The 19,006-nt window shown below is 61.4% G+C and carries 12 protein-coding genes; 7 read left to right on the top strand and 5 right to left on the bottom strand.

Annotation, left to right across the window (positions count from 1 at the left end; translation table 11 throughout):
• Position 1: 1 nt before the first annotated feature.
• On the bottom strand, positions 2-928 hold the full coding sequence (locus tag ACQY7R_RS22995) for an ATP-binding cassette domain-containing protein (protein WP_428307891.1): 927 nt from the start codon (positions 926-928) through the stop codon (positions 2-4).
• A 99-nt stretch (positions 929-1,027) separates the two neighbouring features.
• The gene (locus ACQY7R_RS22990; protein ID WP_428307890.1) at positions 1,028-3,682 is read right to left on the bottom strand and encodes a hypothetical protein; all 2,655 of its coding nucleotides are present in this window, start codon (positions 3,680-3,682) and stop codon (positions 1,028-1,030) included.
• Between the two features lie 262 nt (positions 3,683-3,944).
• On the opposite strand from ACQY7R_RS22990, the gene ACQY7R_RS22985 reads away from it, so the two are divergent.
• From ACQY7R_RS22985 to ACQY7R_RS22970, 4 genes are all read left to right on the top strand, one after another.
• Entirely contained in the window at positions 3,945-5,162 is a 1,218-nt protein-coding gene (locus ACQY7R_RS22985; protein ID WP_428307889.1) for a cystathionine gamma-synthase family protein, read from the top strand.
• 234 nt (positions 5,163-5,396) lie between these two features.
• Positions 5,397-6,083, top strand: coding sequence for a HEAT repeat domain-containing protein (locus ACQY7R_RS22980; RefSeq protein WP_428307888.1), 687 nt, complete (start codon positions 5,397-5,399; stop codon positions 6,081-6,083).
• A gap of 333 nt (positions 6,084-6,416) precedes the next feature.
• Positions 6,417-8,612: a hypothetical protein gene (locus ACQY7R_RS22975; protein ID WP_428307887.1), complete on the top strand. Its 2,196-nt coding sequence runs from the start codon at positions 6,417-6,419 to the stop codon at positions 8,610-8,612.
• Between the two features lie 308 nt (positions 8,613-8,920).
• Complete coding sequence (locus ACQY7R_RS22970) at positions 8,921-9,859, top strand: DNA integrity scanning protein DisA nucleotide-binding domain protein (protein ID WP_428307886.1); 939 nt, start codon at positions 8,921-8,923, stop codon at positions 9,857-9,859.
• A 35-nt stretch (positions 9,860-9,894) separates the two neighbouring features.
• Here the strand turns inward: ACQY7R_RS22970 and ACQY7R_RS22965 are convergent, their stop codons facing one another.
• From ACQY7R_RS22965 to ACQY7R_RS22955, 3 genes are all read right to left on the bottom strand, one after another.
• Complete coding sequence (locus ACQY7R_RS22965; RefSeq protein ID WP_428307885.1) at positions 9,895-11,550, bottom strand: hypothetical protein; 1,656 nt, start codon at positions 11,548-11,550, stop codon at positions 9,895-9,897.
• 97 nt (positions 11,551-11,647) lie between these two features.
• Entirely contained in the window at positions 11,648-13,003 is a 1,356-nt protein-coding gene (locus ACQY7R_RS22960; protein WP_428307884.1) for a dockerin type I domain-containing protein, read from the bottom strand.
• Positions 13,004-13,476: 473 nt separating this feature from the next.
• Positions 13,477-14,580: a PEP-CTERM sorting domain-containing protein gene (locus tag ACQY7R_RS22955; RefSeq protein ID WP_428307883.1), complete on the bottom strand. Its 1,104-nt coding sequence runs from the start codon at positions 14,578-14,580 to the stop codon at positions 13,477-13,479.
• A gap of 587 nt (positions 14,581-15,167) precedes the next feature.
• Here ACQY7R_RS22955 and ACQY7R_RS22950 point away from each other — a divergent pair.
• The 3 genes from ACQY7R_RS22950 (at position 15,168) to pyrF (ending at position 18,966) form a co-directional block, all read left to right on the top strand.
• Entirely contained in the window at positions 15,168-16,448 is a 1,281-nt protein-coding gene (locus ACQY7R_RS22950) for an endonuclease/exonuclease/phosphatase family protein (protein WP_428307882.1), read from the top strand.
• 238 nt (positions 16,449-16,686) lie between these two features.
• The gene (locus ACQY7R_RS22945) at positions 16,687-17,880 is read left to right on the top strand and encodes a DUF1559 domain-containing protein (RefSeq protein ID WP_428307881.1); all 1,194 of its coding nucleotides are present in this window, start codon (positions 16,687-16,689) and stop codon (positions 17,878-17,880) included.
• Between the two features lie 186 nt (positions 17,881-18,066).
• Positions 18,067-18,966: an orotidine-5'-phosphate decarboxylase gene (gene pyrF / locus ACQY7R_RS22940; protein WP_428307880.1), complete on the top strand. Its 900-nt coding sequence runs from the start codon at positions 18,067-18,069 to the stop codon at positions 18,964-18,966.
• Positions 18,967-19,006 lie beyond the last annotated feature (40 nt).

The following is a 19,006-nucleotide window of genomic DNA, read 5'->3' as shown; positions in this document are numbered from 1 at the left end:
TTCAAGTCACCAACCCTTTCGTGACGAGCATGAACACGTCTTCCAGCGTCGGCTCTTTGTCGGCAAAGGAAACGACGCCGCACTCCGCGAGCGCGAGCTGACGCAGCAACCGCTGCACGTCTTCGTCGCCGCCATCAAGTTCGACGGTGCAACTGCGCGTGTCTTCAATGACTTGTTGCACCTTCGGATCGCTGCGGATCAAACTCACCCCGGCCGCTGGGTCGCCGGCGAAGCGAACCTCGAGCGTGCGGTTGCGCTGAATCTGGCGGTAGACCTTTTCGATTGGGCCGTGCAGCAGCAATTGGCCGCGTTCGATGATGCCAATCGAGGTACAGCAGTCAGCAAGTTCCGTGAGGATGTGACTAGAAATGAGAATCGTCTTTCCCATCCGCCGCAGCTCTTTCAGCAGCGCCTTCACCTCCAAACGGGCGCGCGGGTCGAGGCCGCTCGACGGTTCGTCAAGGATCAACACGGGCGGATCGTGCACCAGCGTCTTCGCCAGGCAGAGCCGCTGCTTCATGCCGCGCGAGAGGCCGTTGACGAAGTCGTCCCGCTTGTGGGTGAGATCGAGGAGTTCGAGCACGTCGGTGAGCACCGCCTTCCGACGCGACTTCGGCACCTGATAGGCGACGGCGAAGAAGTCGAGAAACTCCCACACCTTCATGCCGTCGTAGACGCCGAAGTTGTCGGGCATGTAGCCAACGCTCCGCCGCACGGCGATCGGATCTTTCGTCACGCTGTGTCCGTTGACCGTCCCCTCGCCGTGGCTCGCCTTGAGGAGCGTCGCCAGAAAGCGAATCGTCGTGCTCTTCCCGGCGCCGTTCGGCCCGATAAAGCCAAACATCTCTCCCGCCTCAATTTTGAGATTGAGGTTCTCGACGGCGGTGAAGTCACCGTATTGCTTGCCGAAGTTTTTTAGTTCGATCATGTGAAGTGGGTCCGTCGCCAGTCGTCCGTGGTCAGTTGCTACTTCGCGAGTCCGAGTTCTAAGGAACTGACAACTGACCACCGGCAACTGACGGCCTCGTTACTGTTCCTGTTCTTCCGCCGGAGAATCCTCAGCAGGCGGTTCTTCATACGCATTCTTCCGCCCGGCCGGCTGCACGTCGCGGGGGCTATTGCGGTCAGGCTCGGCCGTGGCGGCTTCTCCTAAACGGAGATGTGCAATCACGACAGACGAACCGGTCGATTGCGAGGCGGCTGGCGAGACGACGTTGCCGGGAAGGACCTTGTTGATGCGGCCGATGAGACGGTATTCATCGCGAGCTCCGTGGATCGGGTCATCGAGTTGCGGAAACCAAAACGCCAGCCGCAGCAAGGGGTCGACGTTCAACGGTTCGCTACTCGCCAGTTTGTTCGCCGCCGCCCGTTCGTCAGCGAAGGGCAGCTCGCCCTCCGCGACCAACAACGGTTCGAGCTTCTGCAGCAGTTTGCCGTCGCCGCTTTTCAAGTCGCCGATCCAGAAGCCCTTCAACTTGCTCCAGCTTTCTCGCTGCACCTCTGCGGACGATTCAGACGCGGCACGCTTGACGGCGGTCGAACCATCGCGAAAGACGATCGCGACGTCGGTCAAATCGAAACCTGACTCGTTGTCGACCTGCAGCAATCGCGGATTGTTGCTTTGCGACGAAAGCCGAATTGGTCCGTCGAGCGGCAACATCTGCTCACTATGAATCATCTGCGTCGTCGCTGAAGAGACTTCGACGCCGCGCAACCGCGGCTGGTCGTACTTCTCGAATGCTACAGTCGACAGCACATCGCCGATCGCGGGATTCCAGCGATCGTCGCGAGGAAACGGCGATGCAACGGCCGAGCTGTTCTCAAACTCTAAATCGTAAGTATCGGAGAGCGAGGAGTAGATCGCTGTGAACCGCGTTAGGTGTCCGCGCGGCAAATCGCCTTGCAGTTCCATCACGGCAATCTCGGTCTGCGAGCGGACGAAGCCGATGTCGAGCTGTGCCTGCCGCACGACGGCAAACGTGCCGGCCAAAGCGATCAACGGTGCGCTAACCCAAGCCCATTCCACGCGACCCAACGCGTAAAACACCATCCAATTGAGCGGCACCAGCACGACGAGATAAATCGCCAAGCAGATGACGACGAAACTCGCCCCAGGAACGCGCACTCCGGCTGCCTCGACCAGCGCGTTGCGACCGGCGTCGGCCACAGGGCCAAATTCGTTCCACTCGCCCAGGCCGCCCGCGCGGTCAGGTTTAAGCGTCATCTCGGCATACGGCTGGCCCATCGGGTAGCCGAGCTGTTGGTTCTGCAAACCATTGACAGGCTCGGAAACGCTACGAACATTCGCGCTGGTCGCGGCGTCGCGCGCGAACCACCGCAGCGGCGTCGTAAAGTAGGCGTCGCGGACGCGATCGTGGGCGCCGACCCACCGCGTTTGCAGTCCCGTCCAGGCGCCATCATCCTCGACGCTGAATTCCCGCGGCGGGCGGCGGAGCAGGGCGCCATTCAAAAATCCGTCGAAACCAGGCCAGTTGACAAGGTCGCGCTCGGCCAACTGCACCGCGGAGACGACAATGCTCCCAGCGCCGACCGAACGTTCGTAGAACAACTTATCCGCAAACGGCAACGCCTTCGCCCCCGCGCGGGGCTGCAACTCAACGCCCGACCAAGGTCGTGTCACTGAGATCGCTGCGGTCGGCTTCCCGTCGACTCGAGTTCCCCACCCCGTGGAAAACTCTTCCAATGCGTTTTGATCGAAGGTCGTCCGCTCGCCCGCGTCGGCCGGCAGGTACTCCTTCAGAAAGCTTCCACGCAGGGCGTCTAGTGAATCAGGACCGTTGATCATGAGCCGTCCGCCCCAGTGAATCCAGTCGACGAGTGCCTCCCGCTGAGCGGGATCGAGCTGATCGAGGTTCACTTCGTCCCAGACGACGTACGCCACGCTCGTCCAGGTGAGCACGTTGGGCGGCAACGGCAACGGTTTGTTTCCATCGGCGAGCACGACGCGGTAGTGCGGCTGCTCGCTTCCGTTGACGTCCTCGTAGGGACCTTGCACCGAATCGGTGACTTTGAGGAACGCATACCGCGCCGGTTCGCGCGCCAGCACCATCAAGAAATATTGATGCGACGGCATCAGCGTCCAAGGCTCGGTCGACGGCAAGTCGGCAATGCTGCCCGTCGCGTTTACGAGTTCTGACGAGACGTTCAACTTCTCCGCGTCGCTGGGAATGAGCAGCTCGTTCTCAACCCGCTTCGATATCCCCTTTGCCAAGACGGCGGGACGGCTGGAAGTCATCTCGTACGAAGTGTGCGGAATCGCGAGCGGATTTCCGCGTGCATCGACCGCGGCGATGGTGACGCGTCCCTCGAAATCGCCGAGGTTTGCCTTCATCGGTTGGACAGTGGTCGCCCAGTGCCCCGGCTTGGCCAGCCGCAGCGAAACGCCCGCCTCTGCCTCGATGAGGTTCTCGCTCAGCAGGGGCGTTAGATGGCCGACGATGAACGGCTTGCTCTTTCGCTCCTCTTCGAGCTTTCTCTTAGCTTCCTCGATTTCTTTGAGTTCGCGGGCTTTGCGCTCGGCCGCTTGCTCGGTGGGAGTCTGCTGGCTGCAACCGCCGCAACCGGTGAGCGAAATCGAGGGCGCCAGAACCAGCAGAAGCAGCAGCCAGCATCGGCAAAGCGCACTGCCAGCGCTCGACGTTTGACGGCTCTCACTCCTCATCGCTGCTTCTCCGACGCGAAAACGATTCCGTGTACGTCTGATTCTAGCGAGTTCCCGGCGGCGACACACGCTCCGCCGATACGGATTCCTCCGGCCGGTTTTCTGCCCCCGACCATCCCTTTTCTAAGGCTCCAACTTACGCCCACCCGCACCGTCGACGCCTTTCATAGCGGCCCAGCGGTCGCGTAAATTGTCGGTGCTAGCCGATCGCGTCCCCGCCATCGCGTCTTTCGTCAATGATTGAGTAGGAGCCTTTCCCGCCGTGAGCCATCAGTCGCAGCCCTCCGCCGAGCAACCGAATCCACTCGCCTCCGCGCATCGCGCCACGCAAGCCGTTTGGGGAGGGGAGGGGGGAACTCACTGGGAACGCTCGACGCAGACGCCGGTCGTCAACAGCGTCTCCTTTGGCTACGGCGATTGCGACGAGTGGCGGCGCGTCGCTCTCGGAGAAACGCCCGGCCACATCTACGGACGGAACACGAATCCCACGGTCCGCGTGTTCGAAGAGAAGGTCCGCCTGTTGGAAGGCGCCGCGGCAGCGACGAGCTTTGCTACCGGCATGGCAGCCATTAGCGATACGCTCTTCACGCTACTCGCCCCCGGCGATCGCGTCGTGTCGGTCGTCGACACCTACGGCGGCACCAACCGGCTGTTCAGCGAGTTCCTTCCGCGCGTCGGCGTCGTTGTGGAGCTTTGCCAAACCGAAAATGCTGAAGCGATCGAACAAGCGATCGACGCTGGACTACGGGTGCTTTACCTCGAGACTCCTACGAATCCGACGTGCAAGGTGCTCGACCTCGCGAGACTTGCTCGGCGGGCTCATGAGCGCGGAGCAAGCGTCGTCGTCGACAACACGTTCGCGACGCCGATCAATCAGCAGCCGCTGCAGCTTGGCGCTGATTTGGTGATTCACAGCGCCACGAAGTTTTTGGGCGGACACGCTGATGCGCTCGGCGGGGTGCTGGTCGGCGACGCGGAACTCGTCCACAGCGTCTACCGTCGCCGCGAGATCACCGGCGCCACGCTTCATCCGGAGGCAGCCTACCTGCTGCTTCGCGGCATGAAGACGCTGGCGCTCCGCGTCGAGCGGCAAAATTTCAACGCCATGACCGTCGCACGGCATCTGCGGCAGCACCCGCGCGTCGCCAAAGTGTTCTACCCTGGTCTCGAAGATCACCCGAACCACGACATTGCGAAGCAGCAAATGACCGGCGGCTTCGGCGGCGTGTTGAGCTTTCAGCTTCATGGCGAATTCGACGCTGTGAAGCGATTCCTGCCGCGGCTGCGGCTAGCACACCGAGCTGCGAATCTTGGCGCCGTGGAAACGGTCGTCGCTCCGCCGGCAACGGGGTCGCATGTCGAGCTAACCGCGGAGCAACGAGCAGCTCTCGGCATTCCTGAAACCCTCGTCCGCTACTCGTGCGGCATCGAGGATGTGCGGGATCTGATTGCCGATTTGGATCAAGCGCTTAAGGCGTAAACCCTGTCGATCACATCCCCCCGTGAAGGCCATTTAGTCGCGGGCGGCGGGGCTAAATGGGCGTTGTGGGGTGGCGGTCGGCAGCGTGCTGCATAGCGATAGCAGAGGAGCGAGTCAGCGCGCTACACCCAACCTGCCCTGGCGGGGCCTGCGCGGTTTTGTTACGGTCCGCCGGCTCGCACCATAACGCCGCTCTCGCTCCAGCTAACCATGCCCGAAGCACGCCGATCTACCATGTCGACGAGACTGCTGACGACTCTCCGCGCGGCGGCTCCGCACGCGGCGCTTGTCGCGCTGCTAGCATCGGCGCCAGGCTGCATGCTTTGGCCGTGGGATCCGAAAGAGAACACGACGATCATCACGCCCGGCATGCGGGCAGCGTCGATCCGTGAGATGGGCCCCCGCGCGAAGGATGGCGATAGCGAAGCCCAAACCAAGGCTTGCGAGCAACTCGCCCTGCAAATTCGCACTGAGCCTGATCCGATCGTCCGGCGCGCCATCCAAGAGACTGTCGCGGACTTTGAAACGCCAATGGCCTCTGCGATGCTGATCGCCGGGCTCAACGACGAAGACCGCGACGTCAAAGTCACTTGCTGCCGCGAGCTCGGCAAGCGCAAAGAACCGAAGGCGATCGCTCCGCTTGGCAACCTTGTCGCCAAGGACTCCGATCTTGATGTTCGCCTCGCCGCCGTCGACGCTCTAGGGGCGATGAAAACGAAGGAAAGCATCGCCAGCCTCGCCGCCGCGCTCAAAGACCGCGACCCAGCGATGCAATACGCTGGCGTCGAGGCCATGAAGAAAGTTTCCGACGAAGACCTCGGCAACGACGTGCAAGCATGGCGTCAGTACGCAGACCGCATCGCCGGTCCGGCTCCCGCCGCTAGCATCGCTACTCAGCCGGGCGATACAACGGTTAAATAGCCGCCTCTTCGTCGACGCGACGATTGCCGAGCGTGCATCGTGCGTTGAAAACTGCGAGAGGCGAGGCAACCTCGGCAATCTAACGAAGCCAGCGATCTCAAACTGGTTCGCCTAGTCTCTGATAGCGAAGGCGAGCAGCATATTTCCTGGTAATTTGCCGCGCCGCGCGACAGACGCGCGGCTCCGCTCTCTCCAGCGAGTTACTTCTCTGTAACCCCTGAACTCTCACCCCCAATCAGGTTGAATTTCAGGCCTGCGCCGCCCGATATCAAGGAGGCGGGATTAAATTCGGCCCGCTGCGCGATCGTGCGTCTCCGCCATCCCTCACTTGGGATGCGAAGGAAAACGCCGCATGGTTGTCGGCACTACGCTTCGCTGCCGCCATGGCAGCGGCGACTCGTCTGCCGCAACGTCGTCGCGTACTCGATTAGGGAGTTGCTTGAGGGGGGAACGATGAAGTCGGTGCGCTCACGATCTGCGTTGAAAAATGTTCGTGCGGGTTGGCTGGCGGCAACGGCGGGGATTCTCGCCGGGACATTGCCGACCGGCTACGCTATCGACGACTCGTTCCATGCGCCCTCGACGCTCGCGCCCCAAGTGGCGCCAAAGTCGAACGATCTCGACGCGACGATTGCGTCGATGGTCAGCCGCGGCAAATTGCCTGATTTGCGCCCAGCACATTCGTCGTCGCAAACGCCGGCTGCGTCGTCCAAGCCAACGGCAGTCGTCGCGCAGCCAACTCCGGAACCTTCGTTCCCGACGCTGCCCTCGACGTCAACCTCAGCGCCCACGCTTCCGTCAGCGACCGCTCCAGTAGCGCCCGCCCCGACGCTGCAACCGCAACGCGTCGCTGCTAACGCCCCGGCCACGACAGCGCCAGGACAATGGCGCCCGGCTGGTTCAAGCAGCCTGAAAAATCAAAAAGCGGCCGAAGAGGCTTTCTCCGAGCCGCAGTTCCCGTCGCTACCGACAACGCCCGAGTCATCGCCATCCACTTCGAGCGACGGTCCGTCGTTTTCGCTATCGCCGGTAGCCACGACGCCGACGCCGGAACCGCAGCTCGCCGCTTCGCCCGCGGCGACGACGCCAACGCTTCCCAGCGAACCTGCCGAGCCGAAGGTGGCGCCGACGGAGCAGGAAGGCGTCCGACTTCACGCACCGATTAAGCTCGGCGGTCCGACGCTCGCCCCATCGCCATGCGCTGATGATGAATCGGCGGATGACAATGACCTGGCGCCGATCGACGAACTCTCGGAAACGCCGGCGCCGGACACCGACGCCCCCGGCGATCCGCAGGAACCGGAAATGACCGGCGCCGCCGTCGCCGATCCGTCGGCCGGTGCTGCCAAGCCGCTCAGCCAAGCGCCCAAAACCAGTTCCACTGCGGGCAACGTCGCGCTCGGCGAACCTGATCGCTACTCGCGTCCCAGCGATCGCGTCGAAAATCCGACCGATGCGAAGGATTACGAAGATTCCGACGAGCCGACGCCTCCGACTCAGCAACAACGAGCGTTGCCGCCGCTCACGAAGAATCAGATCATGCTGCGGAACAAAGTCCGCCAGGTGCTGAAGTACTACTACACCCGTCCGCTCAACGCCGCGGAACGGAGCCCGTGGGAAGTCATGCACGGGATGCTGGCCTTCGAAGTTCACAGCCGCGTGCTGCAGGGAACTGGCAAGCAACCGATCACCGCGGTCGGTTGGCTTTGCTTCAATCAACCGTGCGAGAACCGCACGCTGATGTACCTGAACGAGGACGGCGATCTGCGTGCGAAAGTCGGTCCGGCGCTGCAAGGCCACCATGGCCAGCTGCTCGCGATCCTGGCCCAGGCCCGCGTCCGCTCCGACTATCCGCTGAAGGTCGAAGGCAAAGACTTTACCGTTCAAGACCTTATCGAAGTCGAGAAGCTCACCTGCTACCCGAAGACAGAACTAACATTCAAACTAATTGGTCTGCAACGCTATCTCGACATCAACGACACGTGGGTCAACGACCAAGGCATGCAGTGGGACTTTCCCAAACTGATTGCTGAGGAAATGGCTCAACCGGTCCGCACCGCAGCCTGCGGCGGCACGCACCGCCTCGGCGGCTTGGCGCTGGCCGTGAAGAAGCGCAAGGCGTCTGGCCTGCCGATCGACGGCCAATACGCCGCCGCTCAGAAGTTCGTCGCCAACTACCAGAACTACTGCTACCGCCTGCAGAACAGCGACGGCAGCTTTAGCACCGACTGGTTCAAGGGCCCCGGCGCCGATCCCGACATCGATCGCCGTTTGAAGACGACCGGTCACCAGCTGGAACTGCTAGTGTATGCCGGCTCTGACGAGCAGTTGCATAACTACCGGACGGTACGCGCCGTGAACTACCTCACCAACATCATGCACGCCAATCGCACCCGCGATTGGGAAGCTGGTCCGCTCGGCCACGCCATCCATGCATTGGTGTTGTACGATCGCCTGGCCTTCGGACCATACGATGCGGCGCCTCAGCCGGCTCCCGTCGCTCAGAAGCCGGGCACGACTCAGCGCTAGTGAGCAGCGGCAGGCCCGATCAGGGTTCGCGCTGAGGGGTGATCAGAGGTGCACCCTTTGGCGGCTTTCTCTTTGGTCAGCTGATTCATTCGTGGACTATCGCTCACAATCGAACGCCTCGTCGCCGACTCGCCATTGAACGAACGTCCTAGCTCGCCTACACTGCAGCATCTCGACGGCATGCTCTCTCTCGCCGCCGATCGCGTGGGGCAACCTCGGCCGACGCCGCTGCTGGCGCCGAGTCTCGCAATCGCTTTCGCTACGGGGGGACGAACCGTCCGGACTTTTGTCCCCGAGGCGGCGTAGCGATGTCAGCTCCACCAAAATTCTCCGATCAGCTTGCCACGTTTTGCGACGTTGGGCGGCAGATTGCCAAGACCGCCGAGGCTGACTCGCTCCTGTTCCTGCTCGAGGCTCCGCTCGATTGGGTCCGACTACGCCAGGCGACTGAGGGGCTGAACGTGCTGCTCGCCGCCGATCGGGCCGCTGACCTCGTGGGCGCCGCCGACGCCGGCTTCAGTGTGATTCAGCTCGTCACCGGTGACAGCCCCGTCTACGAACAACTGACTCGCGCGCTGCTGGAAAGCGTCGCCGACGATCTGCTCAATCCCGCCGCATGCGTCGTGGCGATGTACAGCGGCTTCGAAGCCGGCGTCATCGACTCGCTCAGCGTCATTCGGCTCGACGAGCATCTCGGCCGACTCACCGCACAAGATTTGCGTCAGCTCGAAACCCGGGTACCGCTCGACACGCTGAAGACCGCCGTCGACTTGGCGGTGGCTATCGGCCGCGAGGGTCGCGAAGGGAAACCGGTCGGCACGCTGTTCGTCGTCGGCGACCACCGGATGGTGCTGAAGCATTGCCATCCGCTCGGCTTCGACCCGGTAAAGGGCTACGGCACGCACGAACGGCAACTCAACGACTCGAAGGTGCGGGAAGCGATCAAAGAAATCGCCCAGCTCGACGGCGCGTTTGTCGTCGCCTCGGACGGCACTGTGGTCGCCGCCTGCCAACATGTCTCTGCGCCGGCAGCTGACATTACCCTCAGTAAGGGCCTTGGCGCCCGCCATTGGGCGGCCGCTTCGATCAGTCGCGCCACGCAAGCGATTGCGATCAGCGTCAGCGAGTCGAACGGCACTGTCCGGCTGTTTCAGAACGGCGAAGTGATGCTTCGCATCGAACCGTTCCGCCGCGCGATGAAGTGGCGGGATTTCGAGTACGATCCGTCCGCCGGTGGACAAGACTGAGGTCTTTGGCCTCTGATTGAGTTCTATCTCGCTCGCTATCCGCGGGAGCGTCGCCGCTGGAAGAGCAGGGCGAGCCCCGCCACGACCATGATGCCGGCCGCAGGCTCTGGCACGGCTGAAGAAACCGCCGCGCTGCTCGCCGCGTTGAACTGCTGCTGCCAGAGCAAGAAGTCGGCGCCATCGACGATGCCGTCGACATTCGCATCGCCAGTCGCCTTCGTCGCTCCGCTCGCCAGCCCGAAGTTTGTTTTCCAGGTTGTCAGATCATCGCCGTCGACGAAGCCGTCCTGGTTAAAATCGGCAGCGAGAAATGGCGCGAAGACTTCGAAGCTCACTGGGAACGTTTGCAGCGCGTGGGCGGCGCCTTGGCTGCTGCTCGACACGGTGATCACGCCGCTTTTCAGGCCTGGCGTCGCGGTGTTCAACCCAACTTGATGTACATTCCCGCCTCCCAGGGCGAAGTCGATCCCCGTCGCTCCGCCGAATAGGTCGCCGCTGGCGCTGAGCGTGTAATCGAGTTCATCGGCGCCATTCACGGCAACGACGTTCGCGATGTTCGAGATCGTGATGCCGACGGAGATCGACGCCCCCAGCGTCACGGTCGTGGGCATCGCCGCCACTTGAACGCCCATGATGGCCGGCAATTGATAGTCGGCGACGACGGGTAGGTGATCGCTCGCCTTTGTCAGCGCATCAAGCACTGCCGGCGCCGCTCCCGTCCCATCCGCAATCGAATTGTTGCAGCAACCATGCGTGCCGTTATTGCCGAACGCGCGGTAGGTGCCAGGGATGTAGCTCAAGCCTTCGCTGTCGAGCATTTCGCCCGTCATCAGCTGAAAATCAAAGCGATCGTCGACGCCACCGATCGTCTGCCCCGTGAACTGCAAGGAATTCGACGGGCTCTGCGTATGGATCGACGTGAAGTTTGAATTGCTCGTCCAACTACCCGGCGAATTAATCGGATCGAGCGCTTGGCCAGGCCCAGAGGAAAGCAGGTGCTGATACATGGCCTGGCTGCTCGATTGGATGTTGTAATCGCCGACGTAAATGGCGTGGACGCCGTCGCCTAGCGCGTCGGAGTTAGCGCGTATTGACTGAGCTTCAACCAACCGCCGATTGTTGTTGTCCGTGCCGGTGTCGCTTTTGTAGTGACTGTTGTACGCATAGAAGTCGGCGGACGAATCGTAGCCGACGGGACGCAACTGGTACCGCATCGTCGAGCGCGGCTGCTGAGCTGGATTGCCGTCGAGGCCGTCATTCGATCCAACGTTGCCGAAGGCGAGTTCGCTGATGAGTTGTACCGTTTGCGTGTTGTAAACCAACCCGGGTCGTCCAGCGCGAGCCTGCGAATCGCTCGTCGCGCCGTTGATCGTGCTGCGCGCATAGACGCCGGCGCCGTAAATACTGTTGAGCATGTCGACGAACGATTGCGTCGTGACCTGCATCGAAAACTGTTCCTGCAGCAGCAGGACGTCGATCGGCTTCGAGATACCCGCCTTTAGTTCGGCGCCGATCGCTTGCAGGATGATCGACGTCTCAGGCCGCGCGGTCTGAGTACCGGGATTCTGCCCAGTGGCGGTGTTGTAAGTAACGATACGCAGCTGCGCGGTCGCAGGCGAGGCGACGCACAAGCAAACCAACGCGGCGCTGAGCGCTGCAACGCACCTCGCCAATCTGCCAGCACGAAACATTTAATTCACGCTCACGAAATAGAAACGGCCGCCCCGCCGCTCATTGAGCAACGGGTGCGGCCAATCTCATTGAAATCACAACTACTGCAATCGGCAACTACTTGGCACGACGGCGAACGCCGGCAAAGGCTGCGAGAGCGATGCCAAGCATGCCCAGCGTCGCCGGCTCCGGCACGGCGCCGACCGCCACTTCGGCCGGCGGGCCGCCGAACTTTGACTTCCAAATGGTGAGATCGGCGGCGTTGACGTTGCCGTCGCCGTTGGCGTCGCCCGTCGACTTGTTCGGCTGGCCAGTCAGACCGAAGCCACGCTGCCAGACGAGGAAATCCTTGCCGTCGACGACGTTGTCGCCATTGAAGTCGGCGTTATTCGCTGGCGGCGCCACTGAACCGACGAAGACAACGCCGCGGAAAGCGGTGTTGGCCGCGGCGGTCGCGAGCGTCGTCGCCGTCGCCGTGGCCCCGGTGTCAACCACCGAGATCAATTGATTGGCACTCGTGGCGGTCGTCGTCCCGTAGAGCACGGCGTTGCCGCTGCCGTCGACGGTTCCCGACAGACCGCGGACGCCAGTCGTCGCGGCGCCAGTGTTCAGCAGAATATATTGCTGCGTCCAGGTTCCGCCGCTCTGGGTCCACTTCTGAATGCCGCCGCCATTCGCGGCGGAAGCATCGCCGGCGACGTACAGCGTATCGGCATCCTTAAACCAAAAATCGTAGCTTGAGCTAGCCGCCCCCGTGGAGGCGATAAGGGTCGACGTTTGGCCGGCTTCGGTCGGCAATCCCACGCCGGTGCTACTGACGCCGAAGTAGGTAGTGGAGGCGCTGCTAAGATACAACTGTCCGTTGAAAATTTTAGCGACGCGCACATTCGTTGGCGCCGAGGTGAGCTGCGTGGAAGTAGTCGCACCAAGCGTTGTATAGCGTACGCCGGCATTCGCACCGGGACTGCCGCTGCCTGCCATCCATAACTTCACGCCGTCGTCGGAGGCAACGCTCCGCATCGCGCCGCCGCTGAAAGAGGTATCCGTAAACGAAGTCGTCGTGTCGACCGCACTCGTCGCCAGCTCGATTCGACCAACGACGCGACTTACCGCTGGAGAAGTCGTGGAGGCGATGCCGGACACGAGGGGGACCGCGTTATAGCCGCCCATGAGCAAGTACTGGCCGTTGCCCGATAGCGACAGATACCCCTCCCCGGTCGCCGAGCCAGAGGTCGTCAGCGGGAAGTTGGCGCCAGAAGCCGCGGTCGGCATAGCAATCGTCGAGACAGCCGATCCGCCGCCGTCAGCAAACTTTTCGACGAACGCGGCCGTCGCTGCGGGCGACAACGTTGCAGAGCCATCGCCGACGCGCACCACGTACAAGTCGGCCATGGCCACTTCGGCCGCTAGCCCCGACGCTACAACGCCCAACGTTAACTGAACAAACTTTAGTTTCCAAGCACTCTTGCTCATCGATCTCTCCCACCGGACTCAAACGATTGATCACGACACGTATGCATTCATCATGTTCGCTGAATGACTGACCACGACAATCTTGTCGACTCTTCGCGATCCATGCGACTCAGCAGCGGAACGATTTCGCCTCGACTGCTTGCTGAAAACTCTCAACACCCGCGAGAGCGCGTGGACGGCGGGAATCCCCTTTCCAGAAACTCAATCGCCTGGGAGGCGACTGGCATGCTCCGCATGCGAAGCACGTTGGGGATCGTGGCGAATGTTGCCGGCGGCGGGCAACGCGGGGCGGTTGGCTACGCGAGCCCCAGTATACCCGCCGTGCAACGCTCCTGAAAGGAAATTCACGCTCTCGAAAATCCGCAAGCCGTTAGCGCTCGGTTAACCGCACCGGCGTAGCGCACGAAAAAGGCCCCGTCCGAAATGGACGGGGCCAAAACTGTGGTTTCAGTTTTTAGGTAGTCGACCCGCTGCTACGAGGCCCGGCGGCGACGGCTTGCCGCGACCAGCCCGACGGCTGCGGCCAGACCGATCGACAAGGTCGCCGGCTCGGGAACCGAGGCCACTGGCGGCGTTGAGCCGGTAAATTGACGCTGCCAGATCAGGAAGTCGGCGCCGTCGGTGACGTTATCGTTGTTCGCGTCGCCGGCGGCCGTCGAGCCGTAGGCGGTTTTCCAAGTGGCGAGATCATCCGCGTCGACGAAGCCGTCGTGATCAAAGTCGGCGGGGCTGAACGTCGCTGGGCTGCCCCCTACGGCAGCTAACACCTCGTCGAAATTCAAGCCGATGGAAACCGTGTCAATGTGCGCTTTCGACGGGCCGTTCCCGCCCTGGCGCAATGCGAGCGAACTCATGCCTTCAGTGAGGTCCGTCGCTACGTTCTCCGGCGGCGCCGTATCCGTCACCTTCGTGCTGGAAGCATTGACGGGGTTCACCCAAAGGCTCGCGTAACCGTCGCTGCCGGTCAGCGGACCCGTAAATCCCGGATTCGGCATTGTGTTCGGCGGATCGAGCGGATTCGGCAGCGTCGCACGCGGATCATTGAGCGACGCCGTGTAGGAGACCATGACGGTGTACTGCGTACCGAACGAAAGATCGCTTCCCCAAGTCGTTGCTAGATTTCCGGAAGACGAGGTGATCCCAAGCTTGAACGTCCCAGGCGTCGAACCCGCGGTCATGTACAGACGACCGCGAAAGTTGAACGTCCCCGAGTCCTTGAAGTGCATGAAATAAGTCGTGCCGAGCGAACCAGTTCCCGGCGTCGCCCGTGTATCCTCGAAATTCAACGAAGCCCCGTAGTAGAGCGTGCTGCCCGGAGCGAGCGTTGCGCCCATCGCACGATTAATATCTTCCGAAGCCGTCGCCGTTGGCGCGAAAACGACGTCTGCCTTGTTGTTAGTGACTTGCAGCTGTGCGGCCGTACCACTGTGGCTTACCCAACTACCGGCTGAGTTCGTGACCAACGAACCATCGGCGTAGTCGAATCCATCCGTAAAGTACGGGGCCGCATTAGCGCTGCTTGCCAACGCCGTTAGTAAAATGCTTGAGGCCCATCGAGAGAAGCGTCTCTGGATCATCTACAATTCCTTACTCTTGCTAATCTTGAAACGTCGAGTTGCGTATATTCAATGCGTGCTGGAACGCTGCGAACTGCCTCTGCGGACGGCGACGCCTGCGACAGCGACGATTAACTCGCCGTCGCCTTTGACCGCCATCCTTAACCCGCCACAATGAGACGCCCGCCGCATGAGGCGAGAAATCCCGTAACCGCCTACTTCTACCAACCAGTTGTGTCGTCTCGATGAAGAGGAAGCAAATATTTCCTGGATTTTCCCGGAAAGAGCTCTCCTCAAATCGTCACACGACCCGGGTTGGCGCAAACGGCCCTACGTTAGCAGCAAAGCTTATGCCTACCCCCCTGGCGACTGCATGAAGAGTCGGCTCGCACGCCCCTTAACATCCCGTCCTAAGGCACGCGACTATTACTCAAACCATTACCTGGAAGCACCTTAGATAGTTGCGACGTCAGGCCTGAGATTCGCCTTCGCCGAGTGACGCCGACAACTGCCCACATCCGCAACTGCCCGTAGTCTCCAAACAATTGCCCGATCTCTTGGCACGCCTCGCCCCCTCGGGGGCAGATCCCTCAGCCCTCGTGAACTGCATGACTTCCCACCACCCGACAGCTTGGATTCTTGGAACGCTGCTGGTGTTCCTGCCGAGCGTTTGCACCGCCGAGAAGGTTCGCGTTGCCACGTTCAACCTTTCGCTTTACGGAGAGTCCGCGGAGCAAGTGCTCAATCGCCTAACAACCGGCAGCGATCCGCAAGCGAAATACTTGGCGGAAATCATCCAGCGCGTCCGCCCCGACGTTATTCTCCTTAACGAAATTGACTACGACGCGCAGCATGAGGTTCTCAATACATTTTGCGATATTTATCTCGCCATTCCACAGCATGCATCCTCCGCTTCGACTGGCCCCGCCGCAGTGATTGAGTACCCCCACCGCTACTCCGCCCCGGTAAATACTGGCCGCCACTCGGGCTTCGACCTCGGCCGCAATGGCACAATCGACGCTACGCCGGGGAGCGACGCCTACGGGGCCGACGCCTGGGGCTACGGCCGCTACGCCGGGCAGTACGGCATGGCGATTCTTTCGCGTTACCCAATCGACGAGGCAAGCATCCGCACGTTCCAAAACTTCCGCTGGCGCGACATGCCCGACGCTCAGCTTCCCGATGACCCGGCGACGCCGGAACCACACGACTGGTACTCTGCCGCGGCGCTGGAACAGTTTCCGCTTTCTTCTAAGAGCCACTGGGACGTGCCGATCCTCGTTGACGGCCGCACGATTCACCTCCTCGCCTCGCACCCGACGCCACCGACGTTCGACGGCCCCGAGGATCGTAACGGCAAGCGAAACCACGACGAAATCCGCTTCTGGGTCGACTACACAGGACAAGCAGAGCAGGGCGCCTACATCTACGACGACCAAGGCGAGAAAGGCGGACTCGCGCCGCTCAAAAGCGAGCCGGGGCGCCCCGCCCCCGACGCTTCCTTCATCATCCTCGGCGACCTCAACGGCGACCCGCTCGACGGCGACGGCCCCGCTGGCATTGCCGCGCTTTTGACATCCCCGCAGTTGCTGAAGTACCCGCCCCCCGCTTCGCTCGGCGCCGCTGAGCAAGCGAAACTCCAGGGTGGCGCCAACGCCCGCCACAAGGGCGATCCGGCCCACGACACCTGCGACCCCGCCGACGATCCTGGCCCGGGCAATCTCCACATCGATTACGTGCTGCCATCCGCCAACTTGCGGGTGGCCGCGTCGGGCGTCTTTTGGCCGGCGAGCGACGATCCGCTTTTCGGGCTGGTGGGAACACACCCTTTTCCCGCATCGGACCATCGGCTGGTGTGGATCGACTTGGAATTACCTTCGCGAGACTAAGTAATTGCAGTCGATCGACGGCTTTTTCCGCGATGCTTCGCGTAACTCCTTTAACGAAGCGGTTCGGAGGTGCGGTTTGCCAAAACAGTTGGAAAATCATTTTGCGATTCCCACCACTTCCCTTAACATGGACCAGTTAAGTTGCGTGCGATCCAGGCAGTCGCCCGCAGCGGCCCTTTGCGCCGCACTGGAGAGTCGAATCAGAGCTGGGCGGCTTTGACGTACAAAGGACAAGGCCATGCAGACGCGTCGCTTGCGCGGTTTCACGCTCGTTGAGCTCTTAGTTGTCATCGCCATTATCGGCGTTTTGGTCGCGTTGTTGCTGCCGGCTGTGCAGGCAGCGCGAGAAGCGGCGCGCCGCACGACCTGCGTTAACAACGTCAAGCAGATGGCGCTCGGTGCGGCCAACTACGAATCGGCTAAGAAGTATTTTCCGCCGGGGCGACTCTATCCCGACTGGAGTGAGAACGGGACCGTCAAGACTGGATATACAAACTATAATTCCGTTCAACAAAACGCCACAACGAAGACCGGATTTTACTCTGTGCACGTTTGGCTGCTCCCCTACATGGAGCAGGGCAACATCTTCAACATGATCAACTTCAAAGTTGGTCAAGTGCTGCAAATGACCACGGGTGGCGGCGTAACTCCGCTCAATGTCAATTACAACGCCTATGCCAATGCGGCGGGAATCTTTATTTGCCCCAGCGACGCTAACACTGGGCGTATTATTTCGGAAAACAACTACCGCTCCAATTTCGGTGGTTCAACTCCTTTTGGAGGCGACGCCAACCCTGGCTTTCCCGGAAATTTTACTGCTCAAACGGCCGATGGTTTTGCCGTCGGCGGCAATGGTGCCTTTTCTATTGGGAAAAATGGCCTGAGAGCAGGTGAGTATACGGACGGCCTTTCGAACACCGTATTCTTTGCTGAACGGACCAAGGGTTCTGCAAAAAACAAAACAAACGAAGTTCCGACTAAAGTGGATATGATCACGTCGCCTAATCGATCTACTGACCCCACCGGTGGATTTGGCACCTCAAAAACTCTGGACACGATCGTTAACGCTCATTACAACGCCTGCCAATCTTACGCTCCCGCAGTTGATGCTGAGTACAATTTCATGACGACTGGTCGATGGGCAGACGGCGATGATTGGTCTAACGGCTGGCCCTTCGCTGGATACGCTAACACTCAGTACAATCATGTTGCTCCACCCAACTGGCAGGGAACTGATTGTGGGTTTACGAGTTCAATTGCCGACACTCCTTACGAGCACGGCATCTACGCCGCCCGCAGTGATCACCCCGGCGTCGTAGTGGCGGCTTTCGGGGATGGACATACCTCAATCGTTGCCGATGGCATCGATGTCTTGACTTGGCGCGCTCTTGGCAGCCGTAACGGCGCTGAGGTAGTTCCTGAAGCCTTCTAAGCGATCCGTCCAGACGACTGGCTTCTGCAATCGGTGTCACGAGCCGTCGCCTGCGGATTTCCATAGTCTTGTTGAATCGGCGGGGCGCCACTGCATTGGCGGTGACAATGTCGTAGAATCTCGGCTAGTTTGCTCGCGGTAGCGAGTCCGGCTTTCCTTGATCCTCGCATAGCGGTAGCCCACCCCGTGCTCCACTTCACCGACCTTCTCGCCGCCGCCGTCCGGCGCGCCGGCAACTCCGTTTGCGTGGGACTCGACCCCCGTTGGGAACAGCTTCCCTGGCCGATTACCACCGGCCGTGAGAACGAGCCGAACGGGCATGCTGACGCCTATCTCGACTTCTGCTGCGGGGTGATCGACGTCGTCGCGCCGCTCGTGCCGGTCGTGAAGCCGCAGATGGCGTTCTTCGAGGAACTCGGCCCCAGCGGGATGACGGCCCTGGCCGAGGTGATTCGCTACGCCCAGGAGCGCGGGCTGCTCGTGATCCTCGACGGCAAGCGGAACGACATCGGCTCGACCGCCGAAGCCTACGCCCGCGGGTTGCTTGGCCGCGGCGTGAGCCCATGGGGGGCTGACTGCCTTACCGTGAGCCCGTACCTGGGCGAAGATAGCCTGACGCCGTTCGTCGACGTCGCTCGCGAGCGATCTGCCGGGCTGTTTGTTCTCGTGAAAACGTCGAACCCTGGCGGCGGGATGCTGCAAGATCTCGTGGCGAACGACCAGACGGTCTACCGGCATGTAGCGGCGCTCGTCGAAAAATTCTCCGCCGAGACGGCAGGCGAGTCGGGCTACGGCCTCGCCGGCGCCGTCGTCGGCGCCACTTACCCCGAGCAACTCGCCGAGCTCCGCGCCGCGATGCCGCACACGTGGTTCCTCGTCCCCGGCTTCGGCAGCCAAGGCGGCGCGGCGAAAGACGTCGCTCCCGCGTTCGACGCGAACAGCATGGGCGCGGTGATCAACAACAGCCGCGGCATCATCTTCGCCCACGCAAAGAAAGAGTACGCCGAAACGTTCGGCGATCAGCACTGGCAAAAGGCCGTTGAAGCGGCGACGAAGCTAATGATCGAGCAGCTGGGCGAGATTTGAATACTCACCACTAAGGCTCGAAGCCTCGAAGGAAAGCGCA

Source organism: Lacipirellula sp., from assembly GCF_965279485.1.
Classification (GTDB): domain Bacteria; phylum Planctomycetota; class Planctomycetia; order Pirellulales; family Lacipirellulaceae; genus Lacipirellula.
This window is presented reverse-complemented; position numbering and strand designations above follow the sequence as displayed.